General features: G+C 71.2%; 27 protein-coding genes and 2 tRNA genes. 8 read left to right on the plus strand and 21 right to left on the minus strand.

Going from position 1 to position 23,817, the window contains the following annotated elements; translation table 11 throughout:
* Nucleotides 1–31: 31 nt before the first annotated feature.
* The 4 genes from ACVCAH_RS18785 to ACVCAH_RS18800 are packed head-to-tail and all read right to left on the minus strand — an operon-like array spanning nt 32 to nt 2,979.
* The gene (locus tag ACVCAH_RS18785; RefSeq protein WP_447137458.1) at nt 32–1,126 is read right to left on the minus strand and encodes a hypothetical protein; all 1,095 of its coding nucleotides are present in this window, start codon (nt 1,124–1,126) and stop codon (nt 32–34) included.
* Nucleotides 1,123–1,839, minus strand: coding sequence for a DsbA family protein (locus ACVCAH_RS18790; protein WP_447137459.1), 717 nt, complete (start codon nt 1,837–1,839; stop codon nt 1,123–1,125). The genes ACVCAH_RS18785 and ACVCAH_RS18790 overlap by 4 nt, the downstream gene beginning before the upstream one ends.
* The gene (locus tag ACVCAH_RS18795; protein ID WP_447137460.1) at nt 1,832–2,356 is read right to left on the minus strand and encodes a MauE/DoxX family redox-associated membrane protein; all 525 of its coding nucleotides are present in this window, start codon (nt 2,354–2,356) and stop codon (nt 1,832–1,834) included. The genes ACVCAH_RS18790 and ACVCAH_RS18795 overlap by 8 nt, the downstream gene beginning before the upstream one ends.
* 32 nt (nt 2,357–2,388) lie before the next feature.
* Nucleotides 2,389–2,979, minus strand: a complete 591-nt coding sequence (locus tag ACVCAH_RS18800) for a sigma-70 family RNA polymerase sigma factor (protein ID WP_447137461.1) — start codon at nt 2,977–2,979, stop codon at nt 2,389–2,391.
* Nucleotides 2,980–3,086: 107 nt separating this feature from the next.
* On the opposite strand from ACVCAH_RS18800, the gene ACVCAH_RS18805 reads away from it, so the two are divergent.
* The 4 genes from ACVCAH_RS18805 (at nt 3,087) to ACVCAH_RS18820 (ending at nt 7,371) form a co-directional block, all read left to right on the plus strand.
* Nucleotides 3,087–3,731 (plus strand): zf-HC2 domain-containing protein, encoded by a 645-nt coding sequence (locus tag ACVCAH_RS18805; RefSeq protein ID WP_447137462.1) that lies wholly within the window; start codon nt 3,087–3,089, stop codon nt 3,729–3,731.
* A 35-nt stretch (nt 3,732–3,766) separates the two neighbouring features.
* Complete coding sequence (locus ACVCAH_RS18810) at nt 3,767–5,431, plus strand: copper resistance CopC/CopD family protein (protein WP_447137463.1); 1,665 nt, start codon at nt 3,767–3,769, stop codon at nt 5,429–5,431.
* A 14-nt stretch (nt 5,432–5,445) separates the two neighbouring features.
* The gene (locus tag ACVCAH_RS18815) at nt 5,446–6,183 is read left to right on the plus strand and encodes a YcnI family copper-binding membrane protein (protein WP_447137464.1); all 738 of its coding nucleotides are present in this window, start codon (nt 5,446–5,448) and stop codon (nt 6,181–6,183) included.
* Nucleotides 6,184–6,324: 141 nt separating this feature from the next.
* On the plus strand, nt 6,325–7,371 hold the full coding sequence (locus ACVCAH_RS18820) for a hypothetical protein (RefSeq protein ID WP_447137465.1): 1,047 nt from the start codon (nt 6,325–6,327) through the stop codon (nt 7,369–7,371).
* Nucleotides 7,372–7,591: 220 nt separating this feature from the next.
* On the opposite strand, the gene ACVCAH_RS18825 is transcribed toward ACVCAH_RS18820, so the two are convergent.
* Nucleotides 7,592–8,887, minus strand: coding sequence for a glycosyltransferase 87 family protein (locus ACVCAH_RS18825; protein ID WP_447137466.1), 1,296 nt, complete (start codon nt 8,885–8,887; stop codon nt 7,592–7,594).
* A gap of 73 nt (nt 8,888–8,960) precedes the next feature.
* Here ACVCAH_RS18825 and orn point away from each other — a divergent pair, with 73 nt between their 5' ends.
* The 3 genes from orn (at nt 8,961) to ACVCAH_RS18840 (ending at nt 11,612) form a co-directional block, all read left to right on the plus strand.
* Nucleotides 8,961–9,551 (plus strand): oligoribonuclease, encoded by a 591-nt coding sequence (gene orn, locus ACVCAH_RS18830; RefSeq protein WP_447137467.1) that lies wholly within the window; start codon nt 8,961–8,963, stop codon nt 9,549–9,551.
* A gap of 105 nt (nt 9,552–9,656) precedes the next feature.
* Nucleotides 9,657–9,729, plus strand: a tRNA-His gene (locus tag ACVCAH_RS18835).
* Nucleotides 9,730–10,382: 653 nt separating this feature from the next.
* Nucleotides 10,383–11,612, plus strand: coding sequence for a Fic family protein (locus tag ACVCAH_RS18840; RefSeq protein WP_447137468.1), 1,230 nt, complete (start codon nt 10,383–10,385; stop codon nt 11,610–11,612).
* A 188-nt stretch (nt 11,613–11,800) separates the two neighbouring features.
* Here the strand turns inward: ACVCAH_RS18840 and ACVCAH_RS18845 are convergent, their stop codons facing one another.
* Both ACVCAH_RS18845 and ACVCAH_RS18850 read right to left on the minus strand, forming a co-directional pair.
* On the minus strand, nt 11,801–13,090 hold the full coding sequence (locus ACVCAH_RS18845; protein WP_447137469.1) for an Ig-like domain-containing protein: 1,290 nt from the start codon (nt 13,088–13,090) through the stop codon (nt 11,801–11,803).
* Nucleotides 13,091–13,268: 178 nt separating this feature from the next.
* Nucleotides 13,269–14,528 carry an Ig-like domain-containing protein gene (locus ACVCAH_RS18850; protein WP_447137470.1) on the minus strand — a complete coding sequence of 420 codons (1,260 nt, stop codon included), beginning with the start codon at nt 14,526–14,528 and terminating at the stop codon, nt 13,269–13,271.
* A gap of 186 nt (nt 14,529–14,714) precedes the next feature.
* On the opposite strand from ACVCAH_RS18850, the gene ACVCAH_RS18855 reads away from it, so the two are divergent.
* Nucleotides 14,715–14,790: transfer RNA gene (locus ACVCAH_RS18855), tRNA-Lys, on the plus strand.
* Nucleotides 14,791–14,852: 62 nt separating this feature from the next.
* Here ACVCAH_RS18855 and ACVCAH_RS18860 read toward each other — a convergent pair.
* The 14 genes from ACVCAH_RS18860 to ACVCAH_RS18925 form a co-directional block, all read right to left on the minus strand.
* A complete protein-coding gene (locus ACVCAH_RS18860) occupies nt 14,853–16,082 on the minus strand; it encodes a tyrosine-type recombinase/integrase (protein WP_447137471.1) in 1,230 nt (409 codons plus the stop codon).
* Nucleotides 16,082–16,270: a helix-turn-helix domain-containing protein gene (locus ACVCAH_RS18865; protein WP_447137472.1), complete on the minus strand. Its 189-nt coding sequence runs from the start codon at nt 16,268–16,270 to the stop codon at nt 16,082–16,084. The genes ACVCAH_RS18860 and ACVCAH_RS18865 overlap by 1 nt, the downstream gene beginning before the upstream one ends.
* 43 nt (nt 16,271–16,313) lie before the next feature.
* Nucleotides 16,314–18,095 carry a replication initiator gene (locus tag ACVCAH_RS18870; protein ID WP_447137473.1) on the minus strand — a complete coding sequence of 594 codons (1,782 nt, stop codon included), beginning with the start codon at nt 18,093–18,095 and terminating at the stop codon, nt 16,314–16,316.
* Complete coding sequence (locus ACVCAH_RS18875; RefSeq protein ID WP_447137474.1) at nt 18,095–18,364, minus strand: hypothetical protein; 270 nt, start codon at nt 18,362–18,364, stop codon at nt 18,095–18,097. The genes ACVCAH_RS18870 and ACVCAH_RS18875 overlap by 1 nt, the downstream gene beginning before the upstream one ends.
* Nucleotides 18,361–19,170 (minus strand): DUF2637 domain-containing protein, encoded by an 810-nt coding sequence (locus ACVCAH_RS18880; protein ID WP_447137475.1) that lies wholly within the window; start codon nt 19,168–19,170, stop codon nt 18,361–18,363. Before ACVCAH_RS18880 ends, ACVCAH_RS18875 begins: the two co-directional genes overlap by 4 nt.
* Nucleotides 19,157–19,453 (minus strand): hypothetical protein, encoded by a 297-nt coding sequence (locus ACVCAH_RS18885; protein ID WP_447137476.1) that lies wholly within the window; start codon nt 19,451–19,453, stop codon nt 19,157–19,159. The genes ACVCAH_RS18880 and ACVCAH_RS18885 overlap by 14 nt, the downstream gene beginning before the upstream one ends.
* The gene (locus tag ACVCAH_RS18890) at nt 19,450–19,800 is read right to left on the minus strand and encodes an RRQRL motif-containing zinc-binding protein (RefSeq protein WP_447137477.1); all 351 of its coding nucleotides are present in this window, start codon (nt 19,798–19,800) and stop codon (nt 19,450–19,452) included. Before ACVCAH_RS18890 ends, ACVCAH_RS18885 begins: the two co-directional genes overlap by 4 nt.
* Nucleotides 19,797–20,093: a hypothetical protein gene (locus tag ACVCAH_RS18895; RefSeq protein ID WP_447137478.1), complete on the minus strand. Its 297-nt coding sequence runs from the start codon at nt 20,091–20,093 to the stop codon at nt 19,797–19,799. The genes ACVCAH_RS18890 and ACVCAH_RS18895 overlap by 4 nt, the downstream gene beginning before the upstream one ends.
* On the minus strand, nt 20,093–20,491 hold the full coding sequence (locus ACVCAH_RS18900) for a DUF6197 family protein (RefSeq protein WP_447137479.1): 399 nt from the start codon (nt 20,489–20,491) through the stop codon (nt 20,093–20,095). The genes ACVCAH_RS18895 and ACVCAH_RS18900 overlap by 1 nt, the downstream gene beginning before the upstream one ends.
* 96 nt (nt 20,492–20,587) lie before the next feature.
* A complete protein-coding gene (locus ACVCAH_RS18905; protein ID WP_447137480.1) occupies nt 20,588–21,034 on the minus strand; it encodes a hypothetical protein in 447 nt (148 codons plus the stop codon).
* The gene (locus tag ACVCAH_RS18910) at nt 21,031–21,906 is read right to left on the minus strand and encodes an FtsK/SpoIIIE domain-containing protein (RefSeq protein ID WP_447137481.1); all 876 of its coding nucleotides are present in this window, start codon (nt 21,904–21,906) and stop codon (nt 21,031–21,033) included. The genes ACVCAH_RS18905 and ACVCAH_RS18910 overlap by 4 nt, the downstream gene beginning before the upstream one ends.
* A 62-nt stretch (nt 21,907–21,968) precedes the next feature.
* Nucleotides 21,969–22,157 carry a hypothetical protein gene (locus ACVCAH_RS18915; protein ID WP_447137482.1) on the minus strand — a complete coding sequence of 63 codons (189 nt, stop codon included), beginning with the start codon at nt 22,155–22,157 and terminating at the stop codon, nt 21,969–21,971.
* 13 nt (nt 22,158–22,170) lie between these two features.
* Nucleotides 22,171–23,052, minus strand: coding sequence for a hypothetical protein (locus tag ACVCAH_RS18920; RefSeq protein ID WP_447137483.1), 882 nt, complete (start codon nt 23,050–23,052; stop codon nt 22,171–22,173).
* Between the two features lie 289 nt (nt 23,053–23,341).
* Nucleotides 23,342–23,659, minus strand: coding sequence for a hypothetical protein (locus tag ACVCAH_RS18925; RefSeq protein WP_447137484.1), 318 nt, complete (start codon nt 23,657–23,659; stop codon nt 23,342–23,344).
* Between the last annotated feature and the right edge of the window lie 158 nt (nt 23,660–23,817).

Here is a 23,817-nt window from a genome sequence, read left to right on the forward strand (position 1 = left end):
CCCGCGCTCACAGTGCAAGATCGCGGAAACATCAGGGGCGGGGCGCCGGCCTGGTCGCCGGGGCGGTGGGGGTGCGGGTGGTGGTGTGCAGGCGGAGGGCACCGGCCGCGGTGGCGCCGGCGCCGCTGACGAGGACGACCGCGATCAGGAGCCGGGCCGTCGTCGCGGGCCAGGGGACGGGGGCGATCGCGCGCGCGAAGACCGCCGCGTTGGCCACCCCGGCGAAGAGCGCCAGGCAGGCGCCGGCCAGCGCCAGCGCGAAGTCGGCGGCCGGCCGGCGGGCCAGCGCGTAGCTCCCGGCGGCGATCGCGCCGAGCCCGGTGAGCAGCGCCCACACCTGCCCGGCCAGCAGCCCGGTGAGCAGCCCGCCGACGCCGCGGGCGCCGGCGTCGAGTTCCCGACCCACGGTGAACACGACGGCGGCCAGCCCGCCGGCGACCAGCAGCGCGCCGAGCCCGGCCAGCGCCCGCCCGCCCGGCGCGGACCCGGCCGGCAGCAGCCCGAGCGCGCCCACCGCGAGCAGCCCGACCGTGGCCACCACCCACCAGGTGTACGCGTCCGGCGGCGGCACCCAGTCGAGGGTGCCGCGGATCTCCACCGCCTCGGTGCCGTCGCGCAGCGGCACCACCCAGTCCCGCACCCGGTGCTCCCGGTCGGGGGCCGCCCGCACCTGCGGCGGCGGGGCGGACTCCCGCCAGAGCGCCCGCTGGTCGTGCCAGCGCACCGTCGACGAGTCGTCGACCCGCCGCCAGTCCGGCGCGGCGGCCGGATCGGCCCCGGCCGGCAGCTTCGTGTCGCCGGCGATGGTCCGGTTCAGGTACGTCGCGGGGGAGCGGCGATTCTCGTACACCCCGTCCGGGCCGATCCGCAGGTACGGCTCGCCGGAGTAGCCGAGCACCTGCACGGCGCGGTCGCCGGTGTTGGTCAGCTCCAGCCGCGCGCCCGCCTCCACCACCCGTACGCTCAGCCCCGGCCGGGCCGGGGTGACAGCGGTGACCTCGGTGCGGTAGTCGGTGCCGTCGGGGGCGTCCGCGCCGTGCGCGGCGGCCGGCGCGGCGGTGGCGAGCGTGGCGGTGAGCGCCCCGGCGAGCACCAGCCCGGCGCGGGTCAGCAGGTTCCGGATCACCGGCCCGCCGCCTCCACCGCTGCCCTGAGCCCTGCCGGGCTGCGGTCGGCGATCGACTCGCCGTCGACCAGGATGGTCGGGGTGCCGGTGACGTTGGCCTTGCTGGCCTCCTCGGTGACGTGCTCGGTCCACGGCTTGAAGGTGCCCTCACGCAGGCAGGAGCTGAAGCCGTCCCGGTCGATGCCGGTGCTCGCCGCGATGTCGACCAGCTCGTCGTCGCTGAGCCCGGCGCCGCCCTCCGGCGGTTGCCGCTCGAACAGCGCCTTGGCGTACTCCCGGTACCGGCCGCCCTCGGCTGCGCAGCCGGAGGCCGCCGAGGAGCGGGTCGAGTACCCGGTGGTGGAGAAGCGGTTGAGGTAGGCCACCGGGTGGTAGACGACCCGGACCTTGCCCTCGCTGATCAGCTGGTCGATGGTCGCGCCGCTGACCTGCTCGAACTGCTTGCAGGCCGGGCAGAGGAAGTCCTCGTAGATGTCCATGGTGACCGGCCCGGAGCCGGCGACGATCCCGGTGCCGGCCTCGTTCGAGCCGGTCGGCGCGGTGAAGTCGTCGGAGCGCTGGCTGGAGTAGACGCTCCAGCCGATCAGGCCGGCGACCACCAGCACGACCACGGCGGCGATCGACACCCAGAGCGTCCGCTTGCGCCGCCGCTCCCGGGCGAGCTGTTCGCGGACTACCCGGGCCGAACCCTTCTGCCCCTTGCGACTACTCATCCTCGTCCTCCACGGGTGCGTCCCCGGTCAGCCAGCCGTCCACCGAGACGGGCGTGCGGGGCCAGATCAGCAGGAATCCGGCCAGCGCCAGGAATCCCAGGTCCCGGAGAATCTCCGGGAGGTAGCTCGGGGCCTGCCCCGTTTCGAGCTGGCCGCCGCTGCCGAAGCAGCCGCAGTCGATGGCCAAGCCCCGGCTCCAGGCCGAGGCGATCCCGGCGATGAAGACCACCAGCAGCGCCGCGGAGACCCCGGCGGTGAGCCGGGTGGCCAGCCCGAGCAGCAGCAGTACGCCCAGCGCCAGCTCCACGAAGGGCAGCGCGGCGCCGACCACGGTCGCCACGTCGTACGGCAGGAGCTGGTAGGCGTGCACGGCGCGGCCGGAGGCGGCCAGGTCGTCGACCTTGGAGCCGCCGGCGAGCAGCCAGACGGCGGCCAGGCCCAGCCGCGCGGCGATGCCGAGCCAGGGCCGGACGGCGGGCCAGCGGGTGGCCCGGGTGCTCGGTGCGGTCACGGTCATTGGTCGTCCCGGCTCCGGTGGAAGTTCCCGGGTCACCCGGCGAGGGCGTCGCCGACCGCCTCGACCAGGTCGGCGCGGGCCCGGGCCACCCGGGAACGGATGGTGCCCACCGGCACCCCCTCCACGACGGCGGCCTCGGCGTACGACAGGCCGAGCAGCTGGGTCAGCACGAACGCCCCGCGCCGCTCGGCGGGCAGCCGGCGGACCAGGTCGGCGGCGCCGAGGTGGCCGGCCGGGTCGGGGTGCGGCCGGTCGGTCCAGGCGTGGGCGGCCAGCCGTTCGTCGAGCCGCCGCCGGCGCACCACGGCGCGCAGGTGGTCGGCGCAGGCCCGGCGGGCGATGCCGAGCAGCCAGGTGCGGGCACTGGAGCGGCCCTCGAACGCCGGCAGCGCCCGGAACGCCCGCAGGTACGTCTCCTGGGTCAGGTCGTCCGCGCTGTCCGGGTCGACCAGGGCGGCGGCGAAGCGCCACACCTCGGCCTGGGTGAGCCGGACGAAGGCGGCCTGGGCCACCGGGTCGCCGTCGCGGGCGGCCAACGCCCACCCGGTCGCCGACTCCCGCCCGGCGGCGCCGGCCGGGTCGGCCGGACCGGCGGCGGTGGCGTCGCGCGGGGCGGGGATCACGACAGACCAGGTTACGCGGCGCCGTGGTACGGGGGAGGGCCCTTCGGCTCTTCCATGTCCTGCGCCACGTCGGGAACTTTTCCCGGACCGGGGCCGACTACCCGCTCATGACATGCGACGACGTACGCGCGGCGCTGTCGGCGCGGCTGGACGGCGAGGATCCGCAGATGGCGCCGGCGGCGCTGGACGCGCACACCGACGGCTGCCCGGGCTGCCGGGAATGGCTCGCCCGGGCCGAGCAGGTGACCCGGCTGGTGCGGGTGCAGGCGGTGGCCGTACCGGACCTGACCGCCTCGGTGCTGGCGGCGGTGGCCGCCGACCCGCTGGCCCCCGGGCGGACGGCGCAGGCGGCGGTGCGCGCCCGCCGGCAGGTGCTGCGGGTGGCTGTCGCGGTCGCCGCGGTCGCCCAACTGGCCGTCGCGCTGCCGATCCTGCTCGCCGGGCTCGGCGTGTCGGTGGACCCGCACACCAGCCGGGAGATGGCCTCGTTCGACGTGGCGCTCGCCGTCGGTTTCGCGCTGGCCGCGTGGCGGCCCGAGCGGGCCCGCGCGTTCGTGCCGGTGGCGCTGGTGCTGGCGGTCTGCCTGGCCGGCACCAGCGCGGTGGACATCGCCAACTCCACCACCGCCCTGGTGCACGAGGTGGGCCACCTGGCCGCCGTGGTCCAGGCCGGCCTGCTCTGGGCGCTCGGGCGGGTCAGCGGCGAGCCGGACCGGCCGCTGTCGACGGCGGTCGCGGCGGGGCGCGGGTGACGCCGGGTCGCCGCCAGGGGCCGTCGTCGGCGAGCATGGCCGGCATGACTGCCGCCACCCGCCGCCGGTTCGCCCGGCTGACCGCCCTCGCCGGCCTGCTGGTCACCGTCGTCGCCCTGCTGATCGCCCCGGCCGCCCCCGCCAGCGCCCACGCGGTGCTGGTGAGCAGCAGCCCGGTCTCCTCGGCCGTGGTGCCGAACGCCCCGGCCGAGGTGGTGCTGACCTTCAGCGAGTCGGTACGCAAGGTGCCCGGCAAGATCCGGGTCATCGCCCCGGACGGCGATCGCGCCGACCGGGGCGAGCCGACCTTCGAGGGCGCCGTGTTGACCATCCCGGTCGACCCGGCCGCCGGGCGCGGCACCTACCTGGTCAGCTTCCGGGTGATCTCCGCCGACAGCCACCCGGTCTCCGGCGCGTTCACCTACTCGGTCGGCGCGCCCTCGGCGCCGCCGGTCGACCCGGGTGACGACAACCGGGCCGACCCGGTGGTCGGCACCGCCGTCAAGGTCGCCAAGTACGTCGGCTACGCCGGCCTGCTGCTGCTCGTCGGCCCGGCGCTGGTGCTCGCCGCGCTCTGGCCGCGGCGGCTGTCCCGGCGCGGCCCGGCCCGGCTGGCCTGGCTCGGGCTCGGCCTGGTGGCGCTCTCCACCGTGGCGAACCTGCTGCTCCAGGTGCCGTACACCGCCGGCGGCGGGCTGTTCGACGTGACCGGCGAAGGGCTCAGCTCCGTGCTGGGCAGCACGTTCGGCGCCGCGCACCTGGTCCGGCTGGGTCTGCTGGCCGCGGCGGCGTTCCTGCTCCGCCCGCTGTTCGCCGGCCCGGTCGGCCGGGCCGACCTGGTCATCCTCGGCGTCCTCGGCGCGGCCGCGCTGCTCACCTGGCCGGTGGCCGGGCACCCGGCGGCCTCGCCCGCGCCGGCGGTCTCGGTGATCGTCGACGCGGTGCACCTGGGCAGCATGGCGGTCTGGCTGGGCGGGCTGGTGATGCTCGCCGGGTTCCTGCTGCCCCGGGCCGACGAGCGGGAGCTGGGCGCCATCCTGCCGATCTGGTCACGCTGGGCGGCGCTGGCCGTCTCCGCGCTCCTGCTCGCCGGCACCGTCCAGGCGCTGATCGAGGTGGCCACCCCGAGCGCCCTGGTCGACACCACCTACGGGCGGCTGGTGCTGGCCAAGATCGGGCTCTTCGCGCTGGTGATCGCGGTGGCCGCGTACTCCCGGCAGCTGGTCCGCCGGCGGATCGGGCCCGAGCGGCCCGGGCAGGTGCGCCGGGCGGTCTGGGTGGAGCTGGCGATCGCCGCCGTGGTGCTCGGCGTGACCGCGACCCTGGTGCAGATCACCCCGGCCCGCACCGCCGTCACCGACACGGCCGGCGCCAGCGCCGGCTACTTCTCCACCACCGTGTCCAGCCCGCTGTTCTCGTTGCAGGTCGAGATCGACCCGGCCGAGCGGGGCAACAACTCGGTGCACTTCTACGCGTACACCAAGGACAACCGACCGCAGCCGGTGGTCGAGTGGAAGGCCACCGCCGCCCTGCCGTCGGCCGGGATCGAACCGATCGAGATCCCACTGCTGCCGCTGACCGACAACCACGCCACCGGCGAGATCAACCTGCCGGCGGCGGGGGAGTGGCAGCTGCGCGTCACCGCCCGGACGTCCGACATCGACCAGGCCACGGTGACCGCCACCGTGCCGATCCGTTAGAGAGGTCCCCGTTCATGATCCGTCACCGGCGTTCCATGACCGCCGCCGCGGCGCTGGCGCTCGGCGCCGTCGCCACCGCCGTGTTCGGCTTCGCGGCGCCCGCGTCGGCCCACGTCACGGTCAACCCGAAGGAGGCGACCCAGGGCGGCTACGGCCGGTTCGCGTTCCGGGTGCCGAACGAGAGCGACACGGCGTCGACCACCAAGGTGGAGGTGGTGCTGCCGGAGAACGCGCCGGTCGGCTCGGTGTCGACGATGCCGGTGCCGGGCTGGACGGTGACGATCGAGAAGCGCAAGGCCGACCCGCCGGTGGAGGTGCACGGGAGCCAGCTCAGCGAGGTGGTGTCCAAGCTGACCTGGACGGCCTCCGGGAACGCCGGGGTCAAGCCCGGCGAGTTCCAGGAGTTCCCGGTCTCGATGGGGCCGCTGCCGCAGGTCGACCGGATGGTCTTCAAGACGTTGCAGACCTACTCCGACGGCAACGTGCAGCGCTGGATCGAGGAGCCGACGCCCGGCGCCGAGGAGCCGGAGAGCCCGGCGCCGGTGCTCACCCTCACCGCCGCCGGCCCGTCGGCCGGCCCGACCGGCGGGGCCGCCGCGGCACCGGCGGACGACGACGATGACGACGACGAGGCCGAGGGCGACGACGCGGTGGCCATCGGCCTCGGCATCGCCGGCCTGGTCGCCGGAGCCGGCGGCCTGCTGCTCGGCGGGCTGGCCTTCGCGCGTACCCGGCGGACGCCGAAGTCCTGAGTCGTGAGTCGACATGTCGGCCCGCCGGTGACCCGGCGGGCCGACGCCCTTTTCCGATCCTCGACCGTGGATATCCACTGATCAGGTGGCCGACGTCGGTAAGGTCGGCCGGGTACCTGGCTACGGAGGGGGACGGAGCGGATGCGGGTCGTGCGGGCGCTGGTCGGAACGCTGCTGTTGATCATCGGGATTCCGGCGCTGCTCGCCGGTGGCACGCTCTGGATGCTGGCCCGGCACGCCGAACCCGACGGCGCGTTCGCCGCCCGGTTCGAGACGGTGCAGACGGCCGGGCACGCCGTCGTGGTCCGCGACGTCGACGCGTTGCTGCGCACGGAGGCGCCGTTCACGCGGGTCGGTTCGGCCCGACTCCGGCTGGAGGCGCGCACCGCCGACGGGCCGGCCTTCGTCGGCCTGGCCCCCACCGACGAGGTGCGGCGCTGGCTCGACCCGGTCCCGCACGCCACCGTCCGCCGGGTGGCGCTGTCCCGGGGCCCGCTGCCGGTCCGGCTGGACCGGGCCGGGCCCGCCGTGCCCGCGCCGGCCGCGGGGTCCGCGCCGGCCGCGGCCACCGACCCGGTCGGCCGCCCCTTCTGGGTACGCGAGGGGATCGGTGCGCTGGAGTGGAGCCCGCAGGAGCTGGCCGGCCAGCGGCTGAGCCTGGTGGTGATGCGCTCCGACGGCCGGCCCGACCTGGCCCTGCAGCTGCGCGCCGAGCTGCGCTCCGGCTGGACCGCCCCGGCGACCGCCGGCCTGCTGGCCGGCGGGGTGCTGCTGGTGACGCTGGCGCTGCTGCTCCTGCTGCGGCCGGTCCGGCTCCGGGAGGTGGTCTTCGTGGTCGAGCCGGACCAGGTGCCGGTGCTGGCCGGGCGGCTCGGGGTGAGTTCGCTGAGCGGGCTGGGCGCCCAACCGACCCGGGACACCGACCGGTCCCTGGTCGGCGGGCGCCAACTGGCGGCGGTGGGTTCCACCGGCGCGCCCCGGCCGGCGATCGGGCCGGTGCCCGCGCGCCGGCCGGCCAGCCTGGCCGACCTGACCGGGCCGGATGCGGCGGAGGCGCCGCGCCCGCCCGGGGTGACCCTGACGCTGGCCTGGCCGCCCAACGGACCGGAGGAGACGGCCCGGCCGGTCCCGATGGACGGGCGGCTCCGCCCCGCCACTGCGACGGACGACCCCGACGCCACGACCTGACCTCCCCGCCCGTCGTGGCGGCGGTCCCGCCGAAGACGTCGGGCGGGACGTCCCACCAGCCGGCCGGCCGGACACCGCGGGCCCGCGCCGGCACCTCGGCCTGTGCGCAAACGGCGAGCGGCCCTCCGCGCTGCCGACGCGGAGGGCCGCCTTCACCGGGGGATCGGTGCTACCCGAGAGTCGTCTGAGGTAGTTGAGACCAGATTAGCGGTGAAGTGTGCTAGTCGGGAAGATCGTCCATTTGATGCGACTTTTCCCGACCCTGCGGTGACTTCTCCCGAGCAGCTCCGGGCCGCGCCGGCAGCGTGACCAGCAGCAGCAGGCTGAGCAGCACGTACGTGTTGCGCACCAGGAACTCCACGGGCGAATCGGTGCGGGCGGGGGCGACGCCCCAGTCGTAGAAGGTCACCACCCCGTACACGATGAGGGCGGCGGTGCCGACGGCGAGCGCCGCGAACAGCTTCCGGCGGCGGACGCCGGCCGCGCTCGACGGGTCGGCGCGCAGCGCGGCATCCGCCAGCACCACCACCGCCGGGATGAACCAGTAGATGTGGTGTGTCCAGGTGATCGGGCTGACCAGCGCACCGACCAGGCCGGTCAGGGTCAGCCCGGCGAGCGGGTCACCGGCGCGGGCCGCCCGCACCGCCCGCCACAGCCCGTACCCGGCGACGACCGCGACCAGCAGCAACCAGATCAGCCGGGCGGGCTGCTCCGGGGCGGTGATCCGGCTCAGCAGCCCGAACAGCGACTGGTTGCCGGTGTAGTCGGTGCGGCCGACCCGGTCGGTGGCCCACAGCTCGTGGGTCCAGAACCGCCACGAGTCCCGCGGCGCCACGGCCGCGGCGAGCAGGGTCGCGACGGCCGCAGTCACGCTCGCCACCACCGCCGCCCGCCACCGCCGGGTCGCCAGCAGGTAGACGATGAAGATGCCGGGGAAGAGCTTGAGCGCCGTCGCCAGCCCGACGCCCACCCCCGCCCAGCGCCGCGCCTGCGGTACGGCGAAGAGCAGGTCGGCCAGGACCAGCACGACCAGCAGCATGTTGATCTGCCCGAAGGTGATCGTCTCGCGGGTGCTCTCCACCGCGAGCACCAGCAGCACCGCCACCACGAGGGTGAACAGCCGGGGCAGGTGGTGCCGGTCGATCACGGGCGTGACCAGCCACCGGGTGGTGACCACCACGGCGAGCCCGGTGAGCACCGTGAAGATCGCCACGGTGGCGCCCAGCGGCAATGCCGCGAACGGCAGCAGCAGCAGCGCACTGAATGGCGGATAGGTGAAGTAGAGCTCACCCTGCACCCGGTCCGGCTGGACGTAGTCGTAGAGCGGGTTGCCGGCCGCCCACCACTCCATCGCCCGCATGTAGATCTTCAGGTCGAAGAAGTCGTGCACCAGGCCCGGCAGGTAGAGCGCGGGCAGCACGGCGGCCAGGGCCAGCACGGCGAGGAGCCGACGAACCGTACGGCCGCCGGTGTCGTCGTCGGTGACGGCGGGCGGCGCGACAGATTCGGCTGGCACGCAGAAACCCTAACGGTCCGCTCCGCCGGGAGCGCGCAGCCGCGGGTCGTGGGCTGCAGCGTAGGCTGTCCCGGTGGCTGATCTCCTCGTCTGGATCGACTGTGAGATGACCGGATTGGACCTCGGCAGGGACAAGCTGATCGAGGTCGCCGCGCTCGTCACCGACCCCGACCTCAACGTCCTCGGCGACGGCGTCGACGTGGTGATCCACGCCGATGAGGCGGCGCTGGAGGCGATGCCGGAGATCGTCGCGACGATGCACGGCAAGTCGGGGCTGACCGAGGAGGTCCGCCGATCCACGGTGACCCTGGCCGAGGCCGAGGACATGGTCCTCGACTACGTCACCCGCCACGTGAAGGATCCGCGTACCGCCCCGCTGTGCGGCAACTCCATCGCCACCGACCGCGGCTTCATCACCCGGGACATGCCGCGTCTCGACGCCCACCTGCACTACCGGATGATCGACGTCTCCTCGATCAAGGAGCTCTGCCGGCGCTGGTACCCCCGGGTGTACTTCGGGCAGCCGCAGAAGGGCCTCGCGCACCGGGCGCTGGCCGACATCCAGGAGAGCATCCGGGAACTGGAGTACTACCGGCGCACCATCTTCGTCCCGCTGCCCGGTCCCGACGTGGAGAGCGCCAAGGCGATCGCCGCCGAGCTCTGAACCGGGCCGCCCGCCGGCGGCCGGAACCCGCTGGACGCGGCGGGCCGGGGTGAGGCTATGATTGGTCCGCACCCGCCCGGGGCGATCGACCGGGTGGACGGCATGGTGGCTGTAGCTCAGTTGGCAGAGCACCGGGTTGTGGTCCCGGTTGTCGTGGGTTCAATTCCCATCAGTCACCCGGCTAGTGGATCTTTTCCACACGAGTTCAGGCCCCCTCAGGCGAGGGGGCCTGAACTGTCGTAGGGGGTGTTTAGGGGGTTCCCGGTGGATCTCCTTGCGCGGATCTTGCTGCATGCAATTTTGCCGTCTTCGTCCCTTGACCGAAGTCCCTTTTTGTAGCCGCTACCGTTTGCTTCCCCTTGATCACTAACGATCGTCGACCTTGGTCGCGTCCTGAAGACCCGATACGACGGTCAAAGCCGAGGAGCTGCGCCGTCGCTAGGCGGAACCTCTGCCCCGTGAGAAGGAACTTGCGCTGATGCGGGGACGGCATCATCCGCCACCCCGTCAGGAGGTCACAGACACCACCCCATCACGTCGGGGCGGAGGCAAACGAGCGGGAGTCGTAGATCCTCATCGTGGCGGTGAATGGCGGGGGCTGGGCTACCTGCGCCCATCGTTGATGCGAGTGGAAGCCGTAGAGCCGAGGCTCTGGGGGTAGACCTGGCCTCGGCTCGGCGCATTTCTAGGCGAGCTACAGGGCGCGAGGCGTCCGGGTGGCGGAAGCCGAGGCTCTCCCGGCCTGTCTCAACCTGTCTCTTTGTCTTTTTCTTTGCGACAGGGCCAGCCAAGGGCTATGGTTGTCTCATTCAAAAAGACATAGGGACAGCGATGACGATCTACACGACACCCGGCCTGACCAGCAAAGACCGGTCTGTCCTAGCCGAGATATACCAGATGCGAAGCACGTTGGCCGATGTCCTCCGCACGCCTCGCCGTTGGACCGGCGGGCTGCGAAGGACGATGCTCGCCCGGGCCATCCTCGGCTCCAACAGCATCGAGGGGTACGTCGTCGCCGAGGACGACGCGGCTGCGGCGCTCGAGAATGAGGAGCCGCTGAGCGCCGACCAGCGAACCTTTGCGGAGATTCGCGGCTATCGGCAGGCGCTCGGTTACGTCCTGCAGAGCGCCGGCGATCCGTACTTCCGCTACGACACCTCGATCATCCGCAGCATGCACTACATGATGTTGTCGCACGACCTTTCGAAGAGCCCAGGCCAGTACCGCCGCGGGCCGATCTACGTGCACGACGAGCGGACTGACCGGCGCGTCTACGAGGGTGCCGACGCGATCGAGGTGCCCGGGTTGATGGACGAATTGGCAGAGCGTCTGCGCTCCGACGAGCATGTCGATCCGCTGGTGAAAGCAGCGATGGCGCACCTGAACCTGGTGATGATCCACCCGTTCCGGGACGGCAACGGACGCATGGCCCGCGCCCTCCAGACCCTGGTGCTGTCTCGGGATGCGATCGTTGAGCCGGCGTTCTCCAGTATCGAGGAGTGGCTGGGGAGCAACACCGAGGACTACTACCGGGTCTTGGCCGTCACCGGCAGAGGACGTTGGAACCCGCACGAGTCGGCGCACCTGTGGGTGTCGTTCAATCTGCGCGCCCACCACATGCAGGCGCAGACCGTGGCCCGGCGATTCCAGGAGGCACCTGCGATCTGGGCCGAGCTCGACGCCCTGGTCGCCTCCGAGAAGCTGCCGGAGAGGGTGACCGGCCTGCTATATGAGGCCGTCCTCGGATACCGGGTCCGGCGTCCCCTCTACGTGAAACTCGCCGAGGTCGAGGAACGGACCGCCACCCGTGATCTCGCGCGTCTCGCGGATCAAGGACTGCTAGAGGCGCGCGGCGAGCGGCGTGGCCGTCACTACGTCGCTGGCGTCGCTCTGGACCAGGTCCGCCGGCGGATCCGCGAGCAGCGGCGGCCCATCAAGGACCCCTATCCGGCGATGCCGGTGGTTCTCGCCACCGAGGCGGCAGCCCTCACCGGGGGTGGGCAACTCGCCTCACCACCCATAGCCAGCGCGACCGAGGCCGGGTACGTAGATCAACTCTAGGGGGGAATCAACATATCTCGCGATACCCGTTAATGGCCGAAGTGCCCACTATCTGCCGGTCAGCGGTGGCGGGCTTCTGGCCTCGAACGTGATTTGGGTTCAATTCCCATCAGCCACCCGGCGAACGGAAGCCCCCTCCGCGGAGGGGGCTTCCGTCGTTTCCGGCTCCGGCCGTCCGGGGCGCGGCCTCAGGCCGTCGGGCTGGCGCCCGGCGTGAGGTCCGGATCCGCCGTCGCGTCCGTGCCGGGCTCGGCGGGCGGCTCGTACGGCAGGGCGCTGCCCTTCACGTACTCGTCCCAGCTCATGTTCCAGTCCGTCCAGCCGTTGCCGTTCTGCAGTTTCCGCTCGGTGCCCTTGACGGTGATCGGGTCACCGATCCTGGTGTTGGCGAACAGCCACGCCCCGTTGGCCATCGAGACGTTCACGCAGCCGTGCGAGACGTTCACCCGGCCCTGCTGCCCCTCCGACCAGGGCGCGGCGTGGATGAACTCGCCACCCCAGGTGAGCCGCTGGGCATAGTCGATCTTCGTCCGGTAGCCCTCCTCGGGGCCGAGCTCCTCGAAGGTGTCGAAGACCGTCTTGCGGAGCTTTTCGATCACCACCATGGTGCCGCTGGACGACGGGGTGCTCTTCTTGCCGAGGCTGATCGGGATGGTCTTGACCACCGCGCCGTTCTTCCGGACGGTCATCCGCTTGGTCTTGTTGTCCACCGTCATGATCAGCGAGGGGCCGATCTTGACGTCGACGGTCAGGTCGGCGCGGCCGTACCAGCCGTCACCCATCGGCAGGCCGCCGGCCTGGACGCGGTAGGAGACGGTGCTGTCGGCCTTCCAGAACTCCTTGGGCCGGTAGCGGATCTCGGTGGGGCTGACCCAGTGCCAGATGCCCTCCTGCGCCGGCGTGGACGTTACCGTCATCCGGCGCTGGACGTCGTCGCGGTAGTCCTCCGGTACGGCCCGGCTGAACTTGACGATCAGTGGCATGCCCACGCCGACCACCTGGCCGTCGCCGAGGAAGCTGCTCACCCGGACCTGCTTGTCCGGCTTCTCCATGGTGGTGAAGGTGTTGGTCGCGGTGGCCGGTCGCCCGTCGTCGCCGGTGGCGGTGACGGTGGCGGTGTAGGTCTCGCCATACTCCAGCGCCCCGGCCGGCAGCCAGCTCTTGCCGTCCGCGGCGAGCTCGCCCTCGACGGACTTGCCGGTCGAGTCCTTGAGTTCGACGGTGGTCTCCTGGGCGTCCTTCGTGGTGAAGGTGATGCCGGTGGAGGCGGGCACGTCCTTGGCGTCGGCCTGCGGTTCGGTGATGGTGGCGGCGGCCTTCGGCGCGGCGCTCTGGCTGCCGGCCTGCCACCCTGACGGCTTGTCGCCGCCACCGTCGGTGCAGGCCGCGGTCAGCGCGAGCGCCGCGGCGAGCACTGCCGCCGCGAGCCCGCGGCGTCGCCCACCGTGGCGCTTCAGCTGGTCCTGGACAGCTCGCATGATTCCCTCACAGTCGTGGTCCCCGGTTGCCCATCGTCTCTCAACAGACGCATGAGGAGGGATACCCGTTGCCGGGGGTGCCCTGAAACACCCCAACCATCATGCCCGAAATCGGATAATTCCGGCATTCGATACGGCCGCCCGCGACCCCGGCCGGTCGCGGGCGGCGTTCAGGCGTTCAGAGGGCCGGCCCGGCGCCGCCGTCGGGCACCGGCAGGGCGCTGCCCTTGACGAACTCCGACCAGGTGAGGCTCCATGCCGTCCACCCGTTGCCGGGCGCCAGCCGCCGCTCGGTGCCCTTGATGGTGATCGGGTCACCGATCTTGGTCTTGCCGAACAGCCACCGGGCGTTGGCCATGGACACGTTGACGCAGCCGTGCGATACGTTCTGCCGGCCCTGCACGTGCTCCGACCAGGGTGCGGCGTGGATGTACTCGCCGCCCCAGGTGAGCCGCTGCGCGAAGTCGATCTCGGTGACGTAGCGGTTCGCGGGGTCGGGATCGTCGCGGGTGTCGAAGACGGTCGACTCCTTCTTCTCCATCACCACCATGGTGCCGCTGGAGGAGGGGGTCTTCCGCTTGCCGAGGCTGACCGGCAGGGTGCGGACCAGGTTGCCGTCCTCGTACACCCGCATCTGCTTGTCGGCGTTGTCGACCTTCATCTCGAACGCCCGGCCGATCTTGGCGGTGGCCTTGCGGTCGACGTTGCCATAGCGGCCGTTGCTCAGCGGGATCCCGGCCAGCGCGATCCGGACCGTGAGCGTGGTGCCCGGCTTCCAGTACTCCGGCGCCCGGTAGTAGGCCTGGGTGCCGTTGTCGACCCAGTGCCACGCGCCCGGCTGCGGGGGGTCGGTGCGGACGAACATCCGCTTCTGCACCGCGGCCCGGTCCTTCTTCGGGATGCCCGGGTGGAACTCGACGACCACCGGCATCGCCACGCCGTACGTCTTGTCGTCGAAGAGGTAGAGCCCGGAGCTGATCATCGACCTGGGCTTGGCCATCGTGGTGAACGTGCTGGTGCCCTGGCTGGTCTGGCCGTCGGCCCCGGTCGCGGTGACGGTGGCGGTGTAGCGGGTGCCCCACTTCAGCGGGGCCGAGGGCACCCAGGACGAGCCGTCGGTGCGCAGTCGGCCGTCGACCTGCTTGCCGTCCGCCGTGGTCAGCGTGACGCCGGACACCTTCCCGCCGTCGGGCAGCCGGGCGCTGATCTCCGAGCTGACCGGCCGGTTCTTCGCTCCGTCGGCCGGGCTGAGAGCCAGCGCCGGGCCGGTCGGGGCCGCCGGCGCCGCCGGGTCGGCCGAGGGGCCCGCGGTCGCGCTCGGCGCCGCGCCGTTGACGAACTCGGCCTTCTTCGGGTCGTCGCCACAGCCCGTCAGAGCCAGCGACGCCATCAGGCTCAGGGCGCCCACCATCGCCCCGGCCCGCGCGAACCTGCCCATCCCCACCTCTGTTCTCGCGTACCTGGCGGACATCGTGCCGCATGAGCGCCGATCCGCTGGTCCCGGCGGCCGTGCGCCGGGGGTGTTTGTCGCTTTCGCGGCTTAAGCTCGACCGAAGGGTGGAGCCGGGGATCGGATTGGAACCCGCCTCGGGGGCCGTGCTAATGTTCTCCCCGTTGCCAGCGAGCGCCGCTAGCTCAACTGGCAGAGCAGCGGACTCTTAATCCGCGGGTTCGGGGTTCGAGTCCCTGGCGGCGCACCAGCGAGAACACATCAGGCCCGGTCCTCTTGGACCGGGCCTGACCCCATTTCTTGACCCCAACGTCAGGCGTCGAAGAGAAAGCCGAGCTTGTCGACGGACGAGCGCTGAGACTGCCGGGTGACCTCTACGTAGATGAGCTTGGTGATGGTCGGGGAGCTGTGGCCGAGGATGTCTTGGATCTTCTCGATGGGCACGCCCTGCTCGTAGAGGAGCGTGGCGCAGGAGTGGCGTAGATCGTGGAACCTGATGCGGCGCAGCCCGGCATGCTCCAGCAGCCGCACGAAGTGCCGGTTCAGGTTGCGCGGTTCGATCGGGGTGCCGATGCCCGTGGTGAAGACCAACCCCGAGTCCTTCCAGTCCTTGCCCACGCTCTCGCGCTCTGCGTTCTGACGCACCCGGTGTTGCCGTAGGGCAGCCAGGCACGGGGCAGGTAGGGCGATGACTCGCTCAGACTCGTCGGACTTGACCGGGCCGAAGACGAGCTTGCCGCCGAGGCGTTGCAGCGTCTGCCGGACGAAGATGACGCCCTCGACCAGGTCGATATCTTCCCAGCGGAGTCCCAGCGCTTCCCCGCGTCGAAGGCCAAGCGCCAGGGCGACGGCATAGAGCGCATAAAGCCGGTCACTCTTCGCGGTCTTCAACAACAGCTTCGCTTCCGCGCCGGTCAGCGGCGTGAAGCGTGGCCGGTACCGGTGAGCCAGACGCAGATTGCGGGCCGGGTTGTCCGGGATCAGCCCGTCAACGACCGCATCCTGTAAAGCGGCGCGGATCATGCGGTGGAGATGACGGATGGTGCCGTCGGACGGCATTTGCTGGCAGCACGAGCGCGGACGCCTGGCACAACACCGAGCCTGCTGCCCCGCGCTCAACCGCCCAGCATCCTTGCCCTGCGCACAGCACTGGCATGTCTCCTTGGCCCGGTTGAGGAAGCTACGCACCGTCGGCGGTTGCAGCTTGCCCAAGCGCTGATTGCCAAGCAGCGGCACGACGTAGCAGCGCGATAGCCACTCGTAGGTGCGGAGGGTGCTGGGCCGCACGCGGTCCTGCACCACGTCCCGCAGCCAATAGGCCATGAAGTCGCTGACCGACTGGATGCTACCGGCGACGCGGACGCCAGCCTGTGCCTTGGCCTTGAGCGCCGTCAGCCTCTCGTGGACCTCATCCCAGGACGTGCCGTAGACGCTCTTTCGGATCTCGCGGCCGTCGCTCGTGAAGACCCACGTGCGGCCCTCCCATCGGCCATCCTTGCGCTGCCGGATGTTGCCCTCACCGTTCACGTTGCGTCGGGGCATCAGGCGGCCTCTTCGATCAGCCGAGCCTTGTAGGCCTCGACCGACTCAGGAATGACCCGGCGAGCGCGGCCGATCTGCACGCCGGTGATCTCGCGGGCCTTGATGAGCCGATACACGGTCCAGTACGACACGTTCAGCATCGCAGCGACCTGGTCGATGGTGAGCCAGGAGTCCTGTTGCTTTTCCACTTCCGTCCTCTCGATATCAGCTTGGGTTCGGACTACGGGTTGCTCACGCCGCAATCGGCGATCCGGCGCGAGACACGTTCAAGCCCTCTTCGTGGGCGAGTTCTTCGCGGCCGGCGGCGTGTCGGGCGCGGGCGAGGGCGGCGGCGGTGTTGGCGAGGAGTGCGTCTCCGGTGGTGTGCCAGCCGACGCCGGCGAAGGTGAGGGTGCCGACGATGAGGGTGGTGTCGTCGAGGTGGTCGACGGCCTTGACGGCCTCGCCGGCGCCCTGGTCCTGGTCCTCGCTGCGGCGGTAGGTGACGCGGGTGTCGCGCAAGAGTTGGAAGGTCACGGAGTAGCGGCGGGCCTTGGTCAGGAAGTGGCCGCCGAAGCCGAGCATGTGTGCCCACCGGCGCAGCCGGGCGTAAGGGTTGCCGGTCGCTGGTTTCGTCGGTTCGGCGTCAAGGGCGGCTTGACGTTCGGCGAGGCAGACGGGGCAGGCGGCGTAGCGGGTGTGCGTGCCGCAGTCCGGGCACTCCCAGCGGTTGAGGAAGCCAGGCCGGGGCCGGTGATCCCGGGGGCGCTGGGACAGCGGCACGGGTGTGCCGGTGGGTCGGCCGATGCGCCAGCAGGCGTCGATGAGGCGGGCGGTGTGGTCGCCGTCGGGGTCGGCGTAGTCGCCGATGCTGTCGGCGTCGAGCCTGACGGAGCGGTGCCCAGTTACCTCGGTGCTTTTGGTGGCGTACTTGGCAAGGTATCCGGCGACCATGCCGTCGGTGACCTCTCCCCGGCCGGTCAGGCTGATGGGGCGGATGTCGACCTGCTCGCCCCAGGCGATCGGCCAGCCCTCGGGCCGCTCGGGGTGACCGGGCGTGGAGAAGGCGACCTGCTCGACGGCGGCCCGGATCGCGTCTTCCAGGTCGGCCACGGTGAACCCGGCCGGCGGGGGGACGACGGCGGCGGGGTCGTCGGGGTCGACGCCGTCGAGGCGCACCAGGGCGTGGAAGTGGACCGCTCCCCGTGCCTGGAACTCGGCGGCCTTGCCGTGGGAGAGCCGGACCGGCGGGACCTTCCGAACGTTCCCGGACGCGGTGACGACCTCGACGCGGGGGATGCCCCGGCGGCGGGCGAGCTTGGCGAGGTGGCGTTCTGCGGCTTGCTTGGTGCGGTGCCACAACTCGCCGGAGAACAGGTTCCAGACGACCTGGTGATCGTGGTCGTAGCAGTCCAGGCACAGCGGCTGCCCGAGCACGGCGTCACTCGGTTCATGGCGGGCCCAGCAGACGGCGGGTCGGCCGTGCTCGCAGAGGCCGGCGTCGCGTCGGGCGTGGCAGGGCTCGGGCCGGCAGTCGCAGCGCTTGCGGTTGGCGCAGGTGTGCCGCTTGACCGCCCGGATGTGCACGGTTCCGAAGGACGGTGCGGTGAAGGTCGGGAAGACGGCCGGGTGTCGGGACACGGTCTCAGGGACGCCTTTGCCGCCGATGAGGCCGGCGCGCAGGAGTTGGTAGGCGTCGCGCTGATAGGTCTGCGCGCAGGCGGGGCAGACGGTGGCGCGGCGGTTGCCGCACGCCTTGTAGATGGCGGCGTCAGGCATGGCATCGGTGTGCCGGGCGTCCAGGAGCCGGCCGGTGGCGGGTTCGACGGTGAGGAGCTGCCCGGCGAGGCGGATGGGGCGGGTGCAGCCGGCGGCAGCGCGGACGTGTTCCAGCCAGCCGAAGTAATCGGGTCCGGTGGCGCGGGTGAAGGCGGAGCCGGCGGCGGTGTAGCCGACATACGGGGTGACGGTGTCGGCGTTCGAGCCCACACCCCGGGCCGAAGCGCGGGGTGTGAGGTCCAGCGTCGAAACCATCAGGCAGCCTCGCTAGCGAGGTGCCGGGTGGTGATGGTGTGTTGGGTAACGATGATCCGGCAGGCACCGCACTGGCGGTCGGCCGGCTCGTGCCGGTGGCACGCGATGGTGGCGGTCACGTCGCCGCAGCGGATGGTGACCGGGGTGCGGCAGGGGCCGCCGGGGATGACGTCGATGACGGTGCGTCGGGTGTCGTAGGGGTGCGGCTTGTCCGGGTAGGCCGGGCAGGTGTGGGTGGTGTAGTCGATGTCGACGACATGGATGGTCATCGGGCACCGCCGACGGGGGTGCCGTTGACGGCCGTGGTGTGGCCGGTGATGGAGTGCAGCAGTTCCCGGGCGATGCCAGGAGTGACGGAGAGCAGGGCGGCGAGTTCGTCGGCGGTGATGGGCCGGCCGTGGGTCTGCTCGTGCTGGCGGATGGCGAAGCGGGCGGTGGGCACCAGGTGCGCCGGGACCTCCGGTCGGGTGACCGGGATCGGGGTGAGCGCGGGTGCCTCGATGACAGCCGTCGCGACGGCCGGCGGCGTGGTGTCCGGCGTGACGGCGGGCGGGGCGTCGGTGGATTCGGTGGTCTGCTCGTTCTTGGTCGCGAGGTTGTGGGCGGCGGTGAGCAGGGCGGCGGCTTCGGCTTCGATGGCGGCGAAGTCGGGGCGGATGCGTCCGGCGACGAGTTCGACGCCGATGACGAGGACGACGACCAGGGCGAAGACCAGGCGCAGGCCGAGGCTGCCGGGGGAGGCGAAGTTGATGGTGGCCGACAGCAGCGCGGCGGCGGCGAAGACGACCAGGGCTCCGCGTTTGGCATCCTTGGCGATGCCGGAGGTGCGGACGACGGTCAGCATCGACACCATGGCGGCGTCGAAGATCAGCGGCACGAGGTAGGCGAAGTAGCCGGCGTTCTGGGTCCACAGGTAGTGGGCCTGGTGCAGGTAGCTGGTCAGCAGCGCGCCGAGCAGAACGAACCGGTTGTACCGCTTGATCGAGTTGATTGCCTTGAGCATCGTGGGCACGGCGTTACGGGCGTACTCGGCGGCGAACTGCTCGGTGACGGCGCTCGGGTCAGTGGTCGACATGGGGAGTCACCTCCGGAGCCGGGATGGTGTCGATGGGGATGAGGTCGACCACGCCGGAGCAGTGGGCGCACATGATCGGGGCCAGGCCGAGGGCGGCCATCTGCTCCCGGAAGCAGGACAGGCAGGTGAAGTCGGCCGGGAACAGGCCCTCGCCCTCGCACAGGGCGCAGGGGCCGAGGCAGACGGGGCAGGGCTTGTAGACCGGGCCGAGGATGTCGTGGATGCCGGCGGGCGAGCTGCCCTCGATGCACCACAGGCACGGGTCGGAAAGGTGGAAGCTCATCGGGTGCCTCCATGGCAGTCGAGACAGCAGCCGTAGCGGCGGGGGATGTAGTAGGGCTGCACCACGCCGCAGGTGCGGCAGGTGCGGCGGGCGCGTAGGGCCTTGGCGATGGCGGCCCGCTGGGCCGGGGTGGCGGTGCGCTTGGGCGCGGCCAGGTCGAGCCGGTAGAGGTAGGCCAGCCGCTTGCCGCGTCGCCACAGGATTCGGGCGACCGGTTCGTGACCACCTGGGCGAAGACCAGCGGCGCGCAGTTGCCGGCGCGTGGCCAGGCCCTCGGGGGCCATCCGGTAGGGGTAGGTGGGGAAGCCGGTGCGGGTGCCGGTCGGGTCGTAGATGACAGCGGTCATGACTGGCCTCCCCAGCGCTGCTGGGCGGCCTGCTTAGAGATGCCGAGCCGGGAACCGATCTCGGTCCAGGAGTAGCCGAAGGCCCGCAGGCCGATCACGGCCTCTCCGATGGCCTCGTCGAGGTTGGCCGACAGGGCGACCAGGTCGCGGAGGGCTTCGACGTCACCGGCGGCGACGCGACGGCCGTGGGCGCGGATGATGCGCCGAGCGAACGCGGCGAAGGCGTCGTTCTCGACGACCTCGCGGCGCTTCTGCCGGGGGGTGTGCGTCAAGGACGCCTTGACGGTGAACATCAGCGCTCGCCTCCCTGGGTGTGGAGGCGGTCCCAGCGGTCGGCGGCGTAGTTGAGGGCGTTGATGACGCCGGTGAGGGTGCGGCGGGGGTTGTCGTTCCAGCCGAACAGGTCGGTGGACGAGTTCAGGTCGAGGTAGTCGATGAGCGCCCACACGGCGGCGCGGTAGTCGCGGCATTCGGGCCGGTTGGTGAAGAAGGGCAGATCGGTGGGAGTGCCGTAGGCGGCCATGCCGATGGCCCCGGAGACGCAGGCCCGGGGGGTGGTCGCGTCGAAGACGATCGTGTAGTAGTCGCCCTGGGTCCAGCCGTGCCGGCGCAGGTAGAGGGCGGCGAACCGGAGAAGGTCAGCGGGGGTGACCTGGACTGCGGTGGTGGGCGGTTGGTGGGTAGCCTTCATGGCAGCCACGTCCTTTCGGGGCTGTTGGTGGGAGGTCGGCAGGACCAGCTCTGCTGCCAGGCGAAACCTGGTCCTGTCGGCCGTTCTTGTTGGCGGTCAGCAGCCGGGGCAGTGGCGTTTGCCGCTGCCGGTGGTGCCGTGCAGGGCGGCGAGGATGAGCGCGGCGACGGCCAGGAGGCCGGCGATGATGGCCGCGTGGTCGATGAGGAACGCCACCAGGTAGACGACGGCGGCGATCAGGCCGGCGACCATGGCGGTGGCGGCGGTGGTGGTGATGGCGATGACCCGCCGGGTACGACGGCGGCGGTGGGGCCGGACCCGGTCGGTGATGTGGGTCCGCAGGGACGTGACCCGAACCGGACAAGGGCCGGCGGTGGTGTCGACCAGGCGCAGGGCGACCCGCACACGCGGGTCGGTGGCCGACACGGGCCGGGGTGCGGTCATCGAAACCAGGGTTCCGGCGCTGTGGTGGTTGCGGATGACGTTGGCGACCTGCTCGGGTGAGCCGATGAGGGTGTGGTCGCGGTAGCCGATGGTGGTCATGCGGCGATCTCCCAATCCATGCGAGAGCCAGCCGGAGCCGGGGTGCTGCCGGTGGTGGGGCGGCGGGTCCAGGCGGCGTAGTCGGCGATGTTGTAGATGTCGGTGTCGGTGAGGTAGGCGGCCTTGATGCGGCGGGGAACGCCGCCTTCGGCGAGCAGGTAGGCCGCGCCCTGGTTGGTGGGCGAGATGTCGGAGGCGGTGTAGCCCTGTTCGGCCCAGCCCTGGCCGAGGATGATGTTCGAGCTGTTCAGCGAGGTGCAGCGGAACGCTGCCCGGTAGCCGAACAGGTCCCGCAGCGAGGCGGGGATGATGTCCCACGAAGGCCGCTGAGTGGCGGCGACGACGGGCATGCCGCAGGCGCGGCCGAGGGAGACGAGCCCGCGCAGGAGGGTGGAGAACTCTTCCTGCTGTGCCTTGGTGCCGAGCACCGTGGAGAACATGGCGAGTTCGTCGATGACGGTGAGGATGACCGACATGCCGTCGCCTTCGGCGAGCTTGCGGCGCCGGTTGGCCAGGAGCCAGGTGTAGCGGTTGGTGGCCACGACCAGGAGCCGGCGTAGCACGTCGATGCCCTGGTCGATGTCGGGGCCGATGAAGGCGTCGGCCAGGTCGCGCCAGGGGCCGAGTTCGACGAGCTTGGCGTCGAACAGCACGAGGCGGGTGTTGTCGCACAGGACGCCGTGCCCGCAGATGTTGTTGACCAGTCCGGACTTACCGCCGCCCGGCTCACCGGCGGCGAGGAGGTTGTGGTAGATGACGTCGAGGTAGACGGGCTGGCCGAACTCGTCGATCCCGATGAAGACCGGGTCGAACATCGACAGGCCAGCACCCACCGGTACCGCCGTAGCGGAGGTGGGAGATGTGATGGTCATGAGATGCGCTCCTTAGGTGGGCGCGGAACCTCACGGGGAGAACTCCGCGCCCGTCGCAGTGATCAGTCAGAAGGGGTGCAGGTGTGCTCGCGCTGCGAGCCGTGGCAGCCGCAGGCGAGGTAGCCGGCGGAGTCGAGCAACGGAAGCTCGGTGCCGGTGTCGCACCGGCCGTCGATAAGGCCGGACGAGTTGTGCTCTCGCACGTCCACGCCGCACTCACGGGGGCAGGACATGTAGTCGGATCGGTTCATCGGGGTTGCTCCCTCAGATCCAGTCGGAGACGTCGTCGGTGTCCGGCGACGCCGAAGAGGCCGCGGGCTTGCTGCCGTTGGCGGTCGTGGCCGGGGCCGGCTTCTTGCTGGCGGGCTTGCCCTGGGTCGTAAGGGTGATGACGTCGGGCAGATCCAGGGCGGTGGGCACCGACATGGGCGATGCCGAGACGGGCGCGGTCGGGTCGATCACGTCGACCAGCGGGGAACCCACGGTGGCGGTCAGCACCTCACGGCGCTTGATGTCGAACCGCAGGTAGGCAGCGTTGTTCTCCGAAGCGCGCTCGATGAGCACGGTGGAGGCGTGGCAGGTCACGGCGATCTTGTCGAGCCGGCTTTCCAGGTCCTTGGCCGACAGGCCGGGGCGCAGGTAGACCCAGACCCGCTCGCCGACCGGGGTGGGACGTGCCCACAGGATCAGCGGCAGGCTGCCGGACTGGTTGGCGATGATGAACTGCGCGAAGCAGACGCGCAGCCGGTGGCGCACGATCAGGCACCACGTCCAGGCGACCACCCGGCGGCGAATCGCGGGGATGGCGGCGGGAACGCCGACGACCAGGGCGACCACGAGCAGGGTCACCACGGTCGGTGTGTGGTTGGCGAGCTGCACCCAGCAGGTGAGCAGCAGCACCGCGAGGAGCGTTTCCAGGCTCCACCACCACAGCAGCCGGATCACCGGCCACACGCGCACGAGCAGCCAGGCGGCGGCACCGGTCGGAACACCGATCAGGGCACCGACGATCAGGGCCACGATCGGGTGCCAGTAGGAAGCGGCCACCACAGCCGAGAGAAGGCCGACGATGACCGCCGTCAGGATGAACGCCAGCTTCGCGCGGCGAGCGGAGGAACGGTGAACCTTGGCCTCGATGACCGTCACCGTTCCGGTTGACTTGCCGCCGAAGCGGCGGGGGCTAGACTTGGACACGACGAGTCCTCCCAAGCACATTGGGTCGGATGAGTTGGGCGGCACCGGGGTCGGCAGATGTAGGAGTCAGTACCGACCCCGGGCCATTTCCTTGGTTGTCACCACCACCGGTGATGACCAGGTGCGGGAATGCAGGAGTCAGAAGCACTCCCGAACCCGTTGCAGTGAGATCAGCGGACCGTCAGGCCGCTACGGGTTGCCACGGACACCAGTGGCTCACACAGCACGTCGTGCGATGGACCTACTTGGCCGGAGTACCGTTCTTCGGCTTCAGCGAAACCGCCCGGAACGCGACGCCGTTGCGCCCGTTGGTCGCCCACGGAATGGCCTCCAACTGCTCGACGGCCAGGAAGTCGCCCACCTTCACACTCGGCTTCTCACCCGCCGTGGTGATGGTGATGACCTCCCCGCCGTTCTCGTCGAGGACGAAGACCTGGGTGGACCACATGAGCCGGCCCGTGTTCTTCTCGGACTTCTGGTTGCCGTTCTGGTCGTTCTTCGGCTCCGGGTCCTTCGACGCCGTCACCTGCTTGCTCGTGGTGTCCACGTACAGCTTCACAACAGACCTCCTGTGTCTGAGCGCGTCCCCAGTGGACGACTGCTCTTGTGCGGCTTGTCGCTCGCACTTCAAGGAGACATCGACGCGGGTGACGCCGGAACGCCTTTACGCGGACGGTTGGGACGTTTACAGTGGTGGAAACGTCCCCATCGCGAGGA

This window comes from Micromonospora sp. LZ34 (assembly GCF_052981855.1).

Excerpts from the sequence above, each read along its gene's own strand:
- ACVCAH_RS18790 (WP_447137459.1), bottom strand. The coding sequence starts at position 1,839 with ATGAGTAGTCGCAAGGGGCAGAAGGGTTCGGCCCGGGTAGTCCGCGAA.
- ACVCAH_RS18900 (WP_447137479.1), bottom strand. The coding sequence starts at position 20,491 with ATGAAGGCTACCCACCAACCGCCCACCACCGCAGTCCAGGTCACCCCC.
- ACVCAH_RS18880 (WP_447137475.1), bottom strand. The coding sequence starts at position 19,170 with ATGTCGACCACTGACCCGAGCGCCGTCACCGAGCAGTTCGCCGCCGAG.
- ACVCAH_RS18820 (WP_447137465.1), top strand. The coding sequence starts at position 6,325 with ATGCGGGTCGTGCGGGCGCTGGTCGGAACGCTGCTGTTGATCATCGGG.
- ACVCAH_RS18895 (WP_447137478.1), bottom strand. The coding sequence starts at position 20,093 with ATGTTCACCGTCAAGGCGTCCTTGACGCACACCCCCCGGCAGAAGCGC.
- ACVCAH_RS18795 (WP_447137460.1), bottom strand. The coding sequence starts at position 2,356 with ATGACCGTGACCGCACCGAGCACCCGGGCCACCCGCTGGCCCGCCGTC.
- ACVCAH_RS18905 (WP_447137480.1), bottom strand. The coding sequence starts at position 21,034 with ATGACCACCATCGGCTACCGCGACCACACCCTCATCGGCTCACCCGAG.
- ACVCAH_RS18915 (WP_447137482.1), bottom strand. The coding sequence starts at position 22,157 with ATGAACCGATCCGACTACATGTCCTGCCCCCGTGAGTGCGGCGTGGAC.
- ACVCAH_RS18815 (WP_447137464.1), top strand. The coding sequence starts at position 5,446 with ATGATCCGTCACCGGCGTTCCATGACCGCCGCCGCGGCGCTGGCGCTC.
- ACVCAH_RS18840 (WP_447137468.1), top strand. The coding sequence starts at position 10,383 with ATGACGATCTACACGACACCCGGCCTGACCAGCAAAGACCGGTCTGTC.
- ACVCAH_RS18845 (WP_447137469.1), bottom strand. The coding sequence starts at position 13,090 with ATGCGAGCTGTCCAGGACCAGCTGAAGCGCCACGGTGGGCGACGCCGC.
- ACVCAH_RS18810 (WP_447137463.1), top strand. The coding sequence starts at position 3,767 with ATGGCCGGCATGACTGCCGCCACCCGCCGCCGGTTCGCCCGGCTGACC.
- ACVCAH_RS18890 (WP_447137477.1), bottom strand. The coding sequence starts at position 19,800 with ATGACCGCTGTCATCTACGACCCGACCGGCACCCGCACCGGCTTCCCC.
- ACVCAH_RS18910 (WP_447137481.1), bottom strand. The coding sequence starts at position 21,906 with ATGACCATCACATCTCCCACCTCCGCTACGGCGGTACCGGTGGGTGCT.
- ACVCAH_RS18805 (WP_447137462.1), top strand. The coding sequence starts at position 3,087 with ATGACATGCGACGACGTACGCGCGGCGCTGTCGGCGCGGCTGGACGGC.
- ACVCAH_RS18870 (WP_447137473.1), bottom strand. The coding sequence starts at position 18,095 with ATGGTTTCGACGCTGGACCTCACACCCCGCGCTTCGGCCCGGGGTGTG.
- ACVCAH_RS18850 (WP_447137470.1), bottom strand. The coding sequence starts at position 14,528 with ATGGGCAGGTTCGCGCGGGCCGGGGCGATGGTGGGCGCCCTGAGCCTG.
- ACVCAH_RS18860 (WP_447137471.1), bottom strand. The coding sequence starts at position 16,082 with ATGCCCCGACGCAACGTGAACGGTGAGGGCAACATCCGGCAGCGCAAG.
- ACVCAH_RS18885 (WP_447137476.1), bottom strand. The coding sequence starts at position 19,453 with ATGAGCTTCCACCTTTCCGACCCGTGCCTGTGGTGCATCGAGGGCAGC.
- ACVCAH_RS18875 (WP_447137474.1), bottom strand. The coding sequence starts at position 18,364 with ATGACCATCCATGTCGTCGACATCGACTACACCACCCACACCTGCCCG.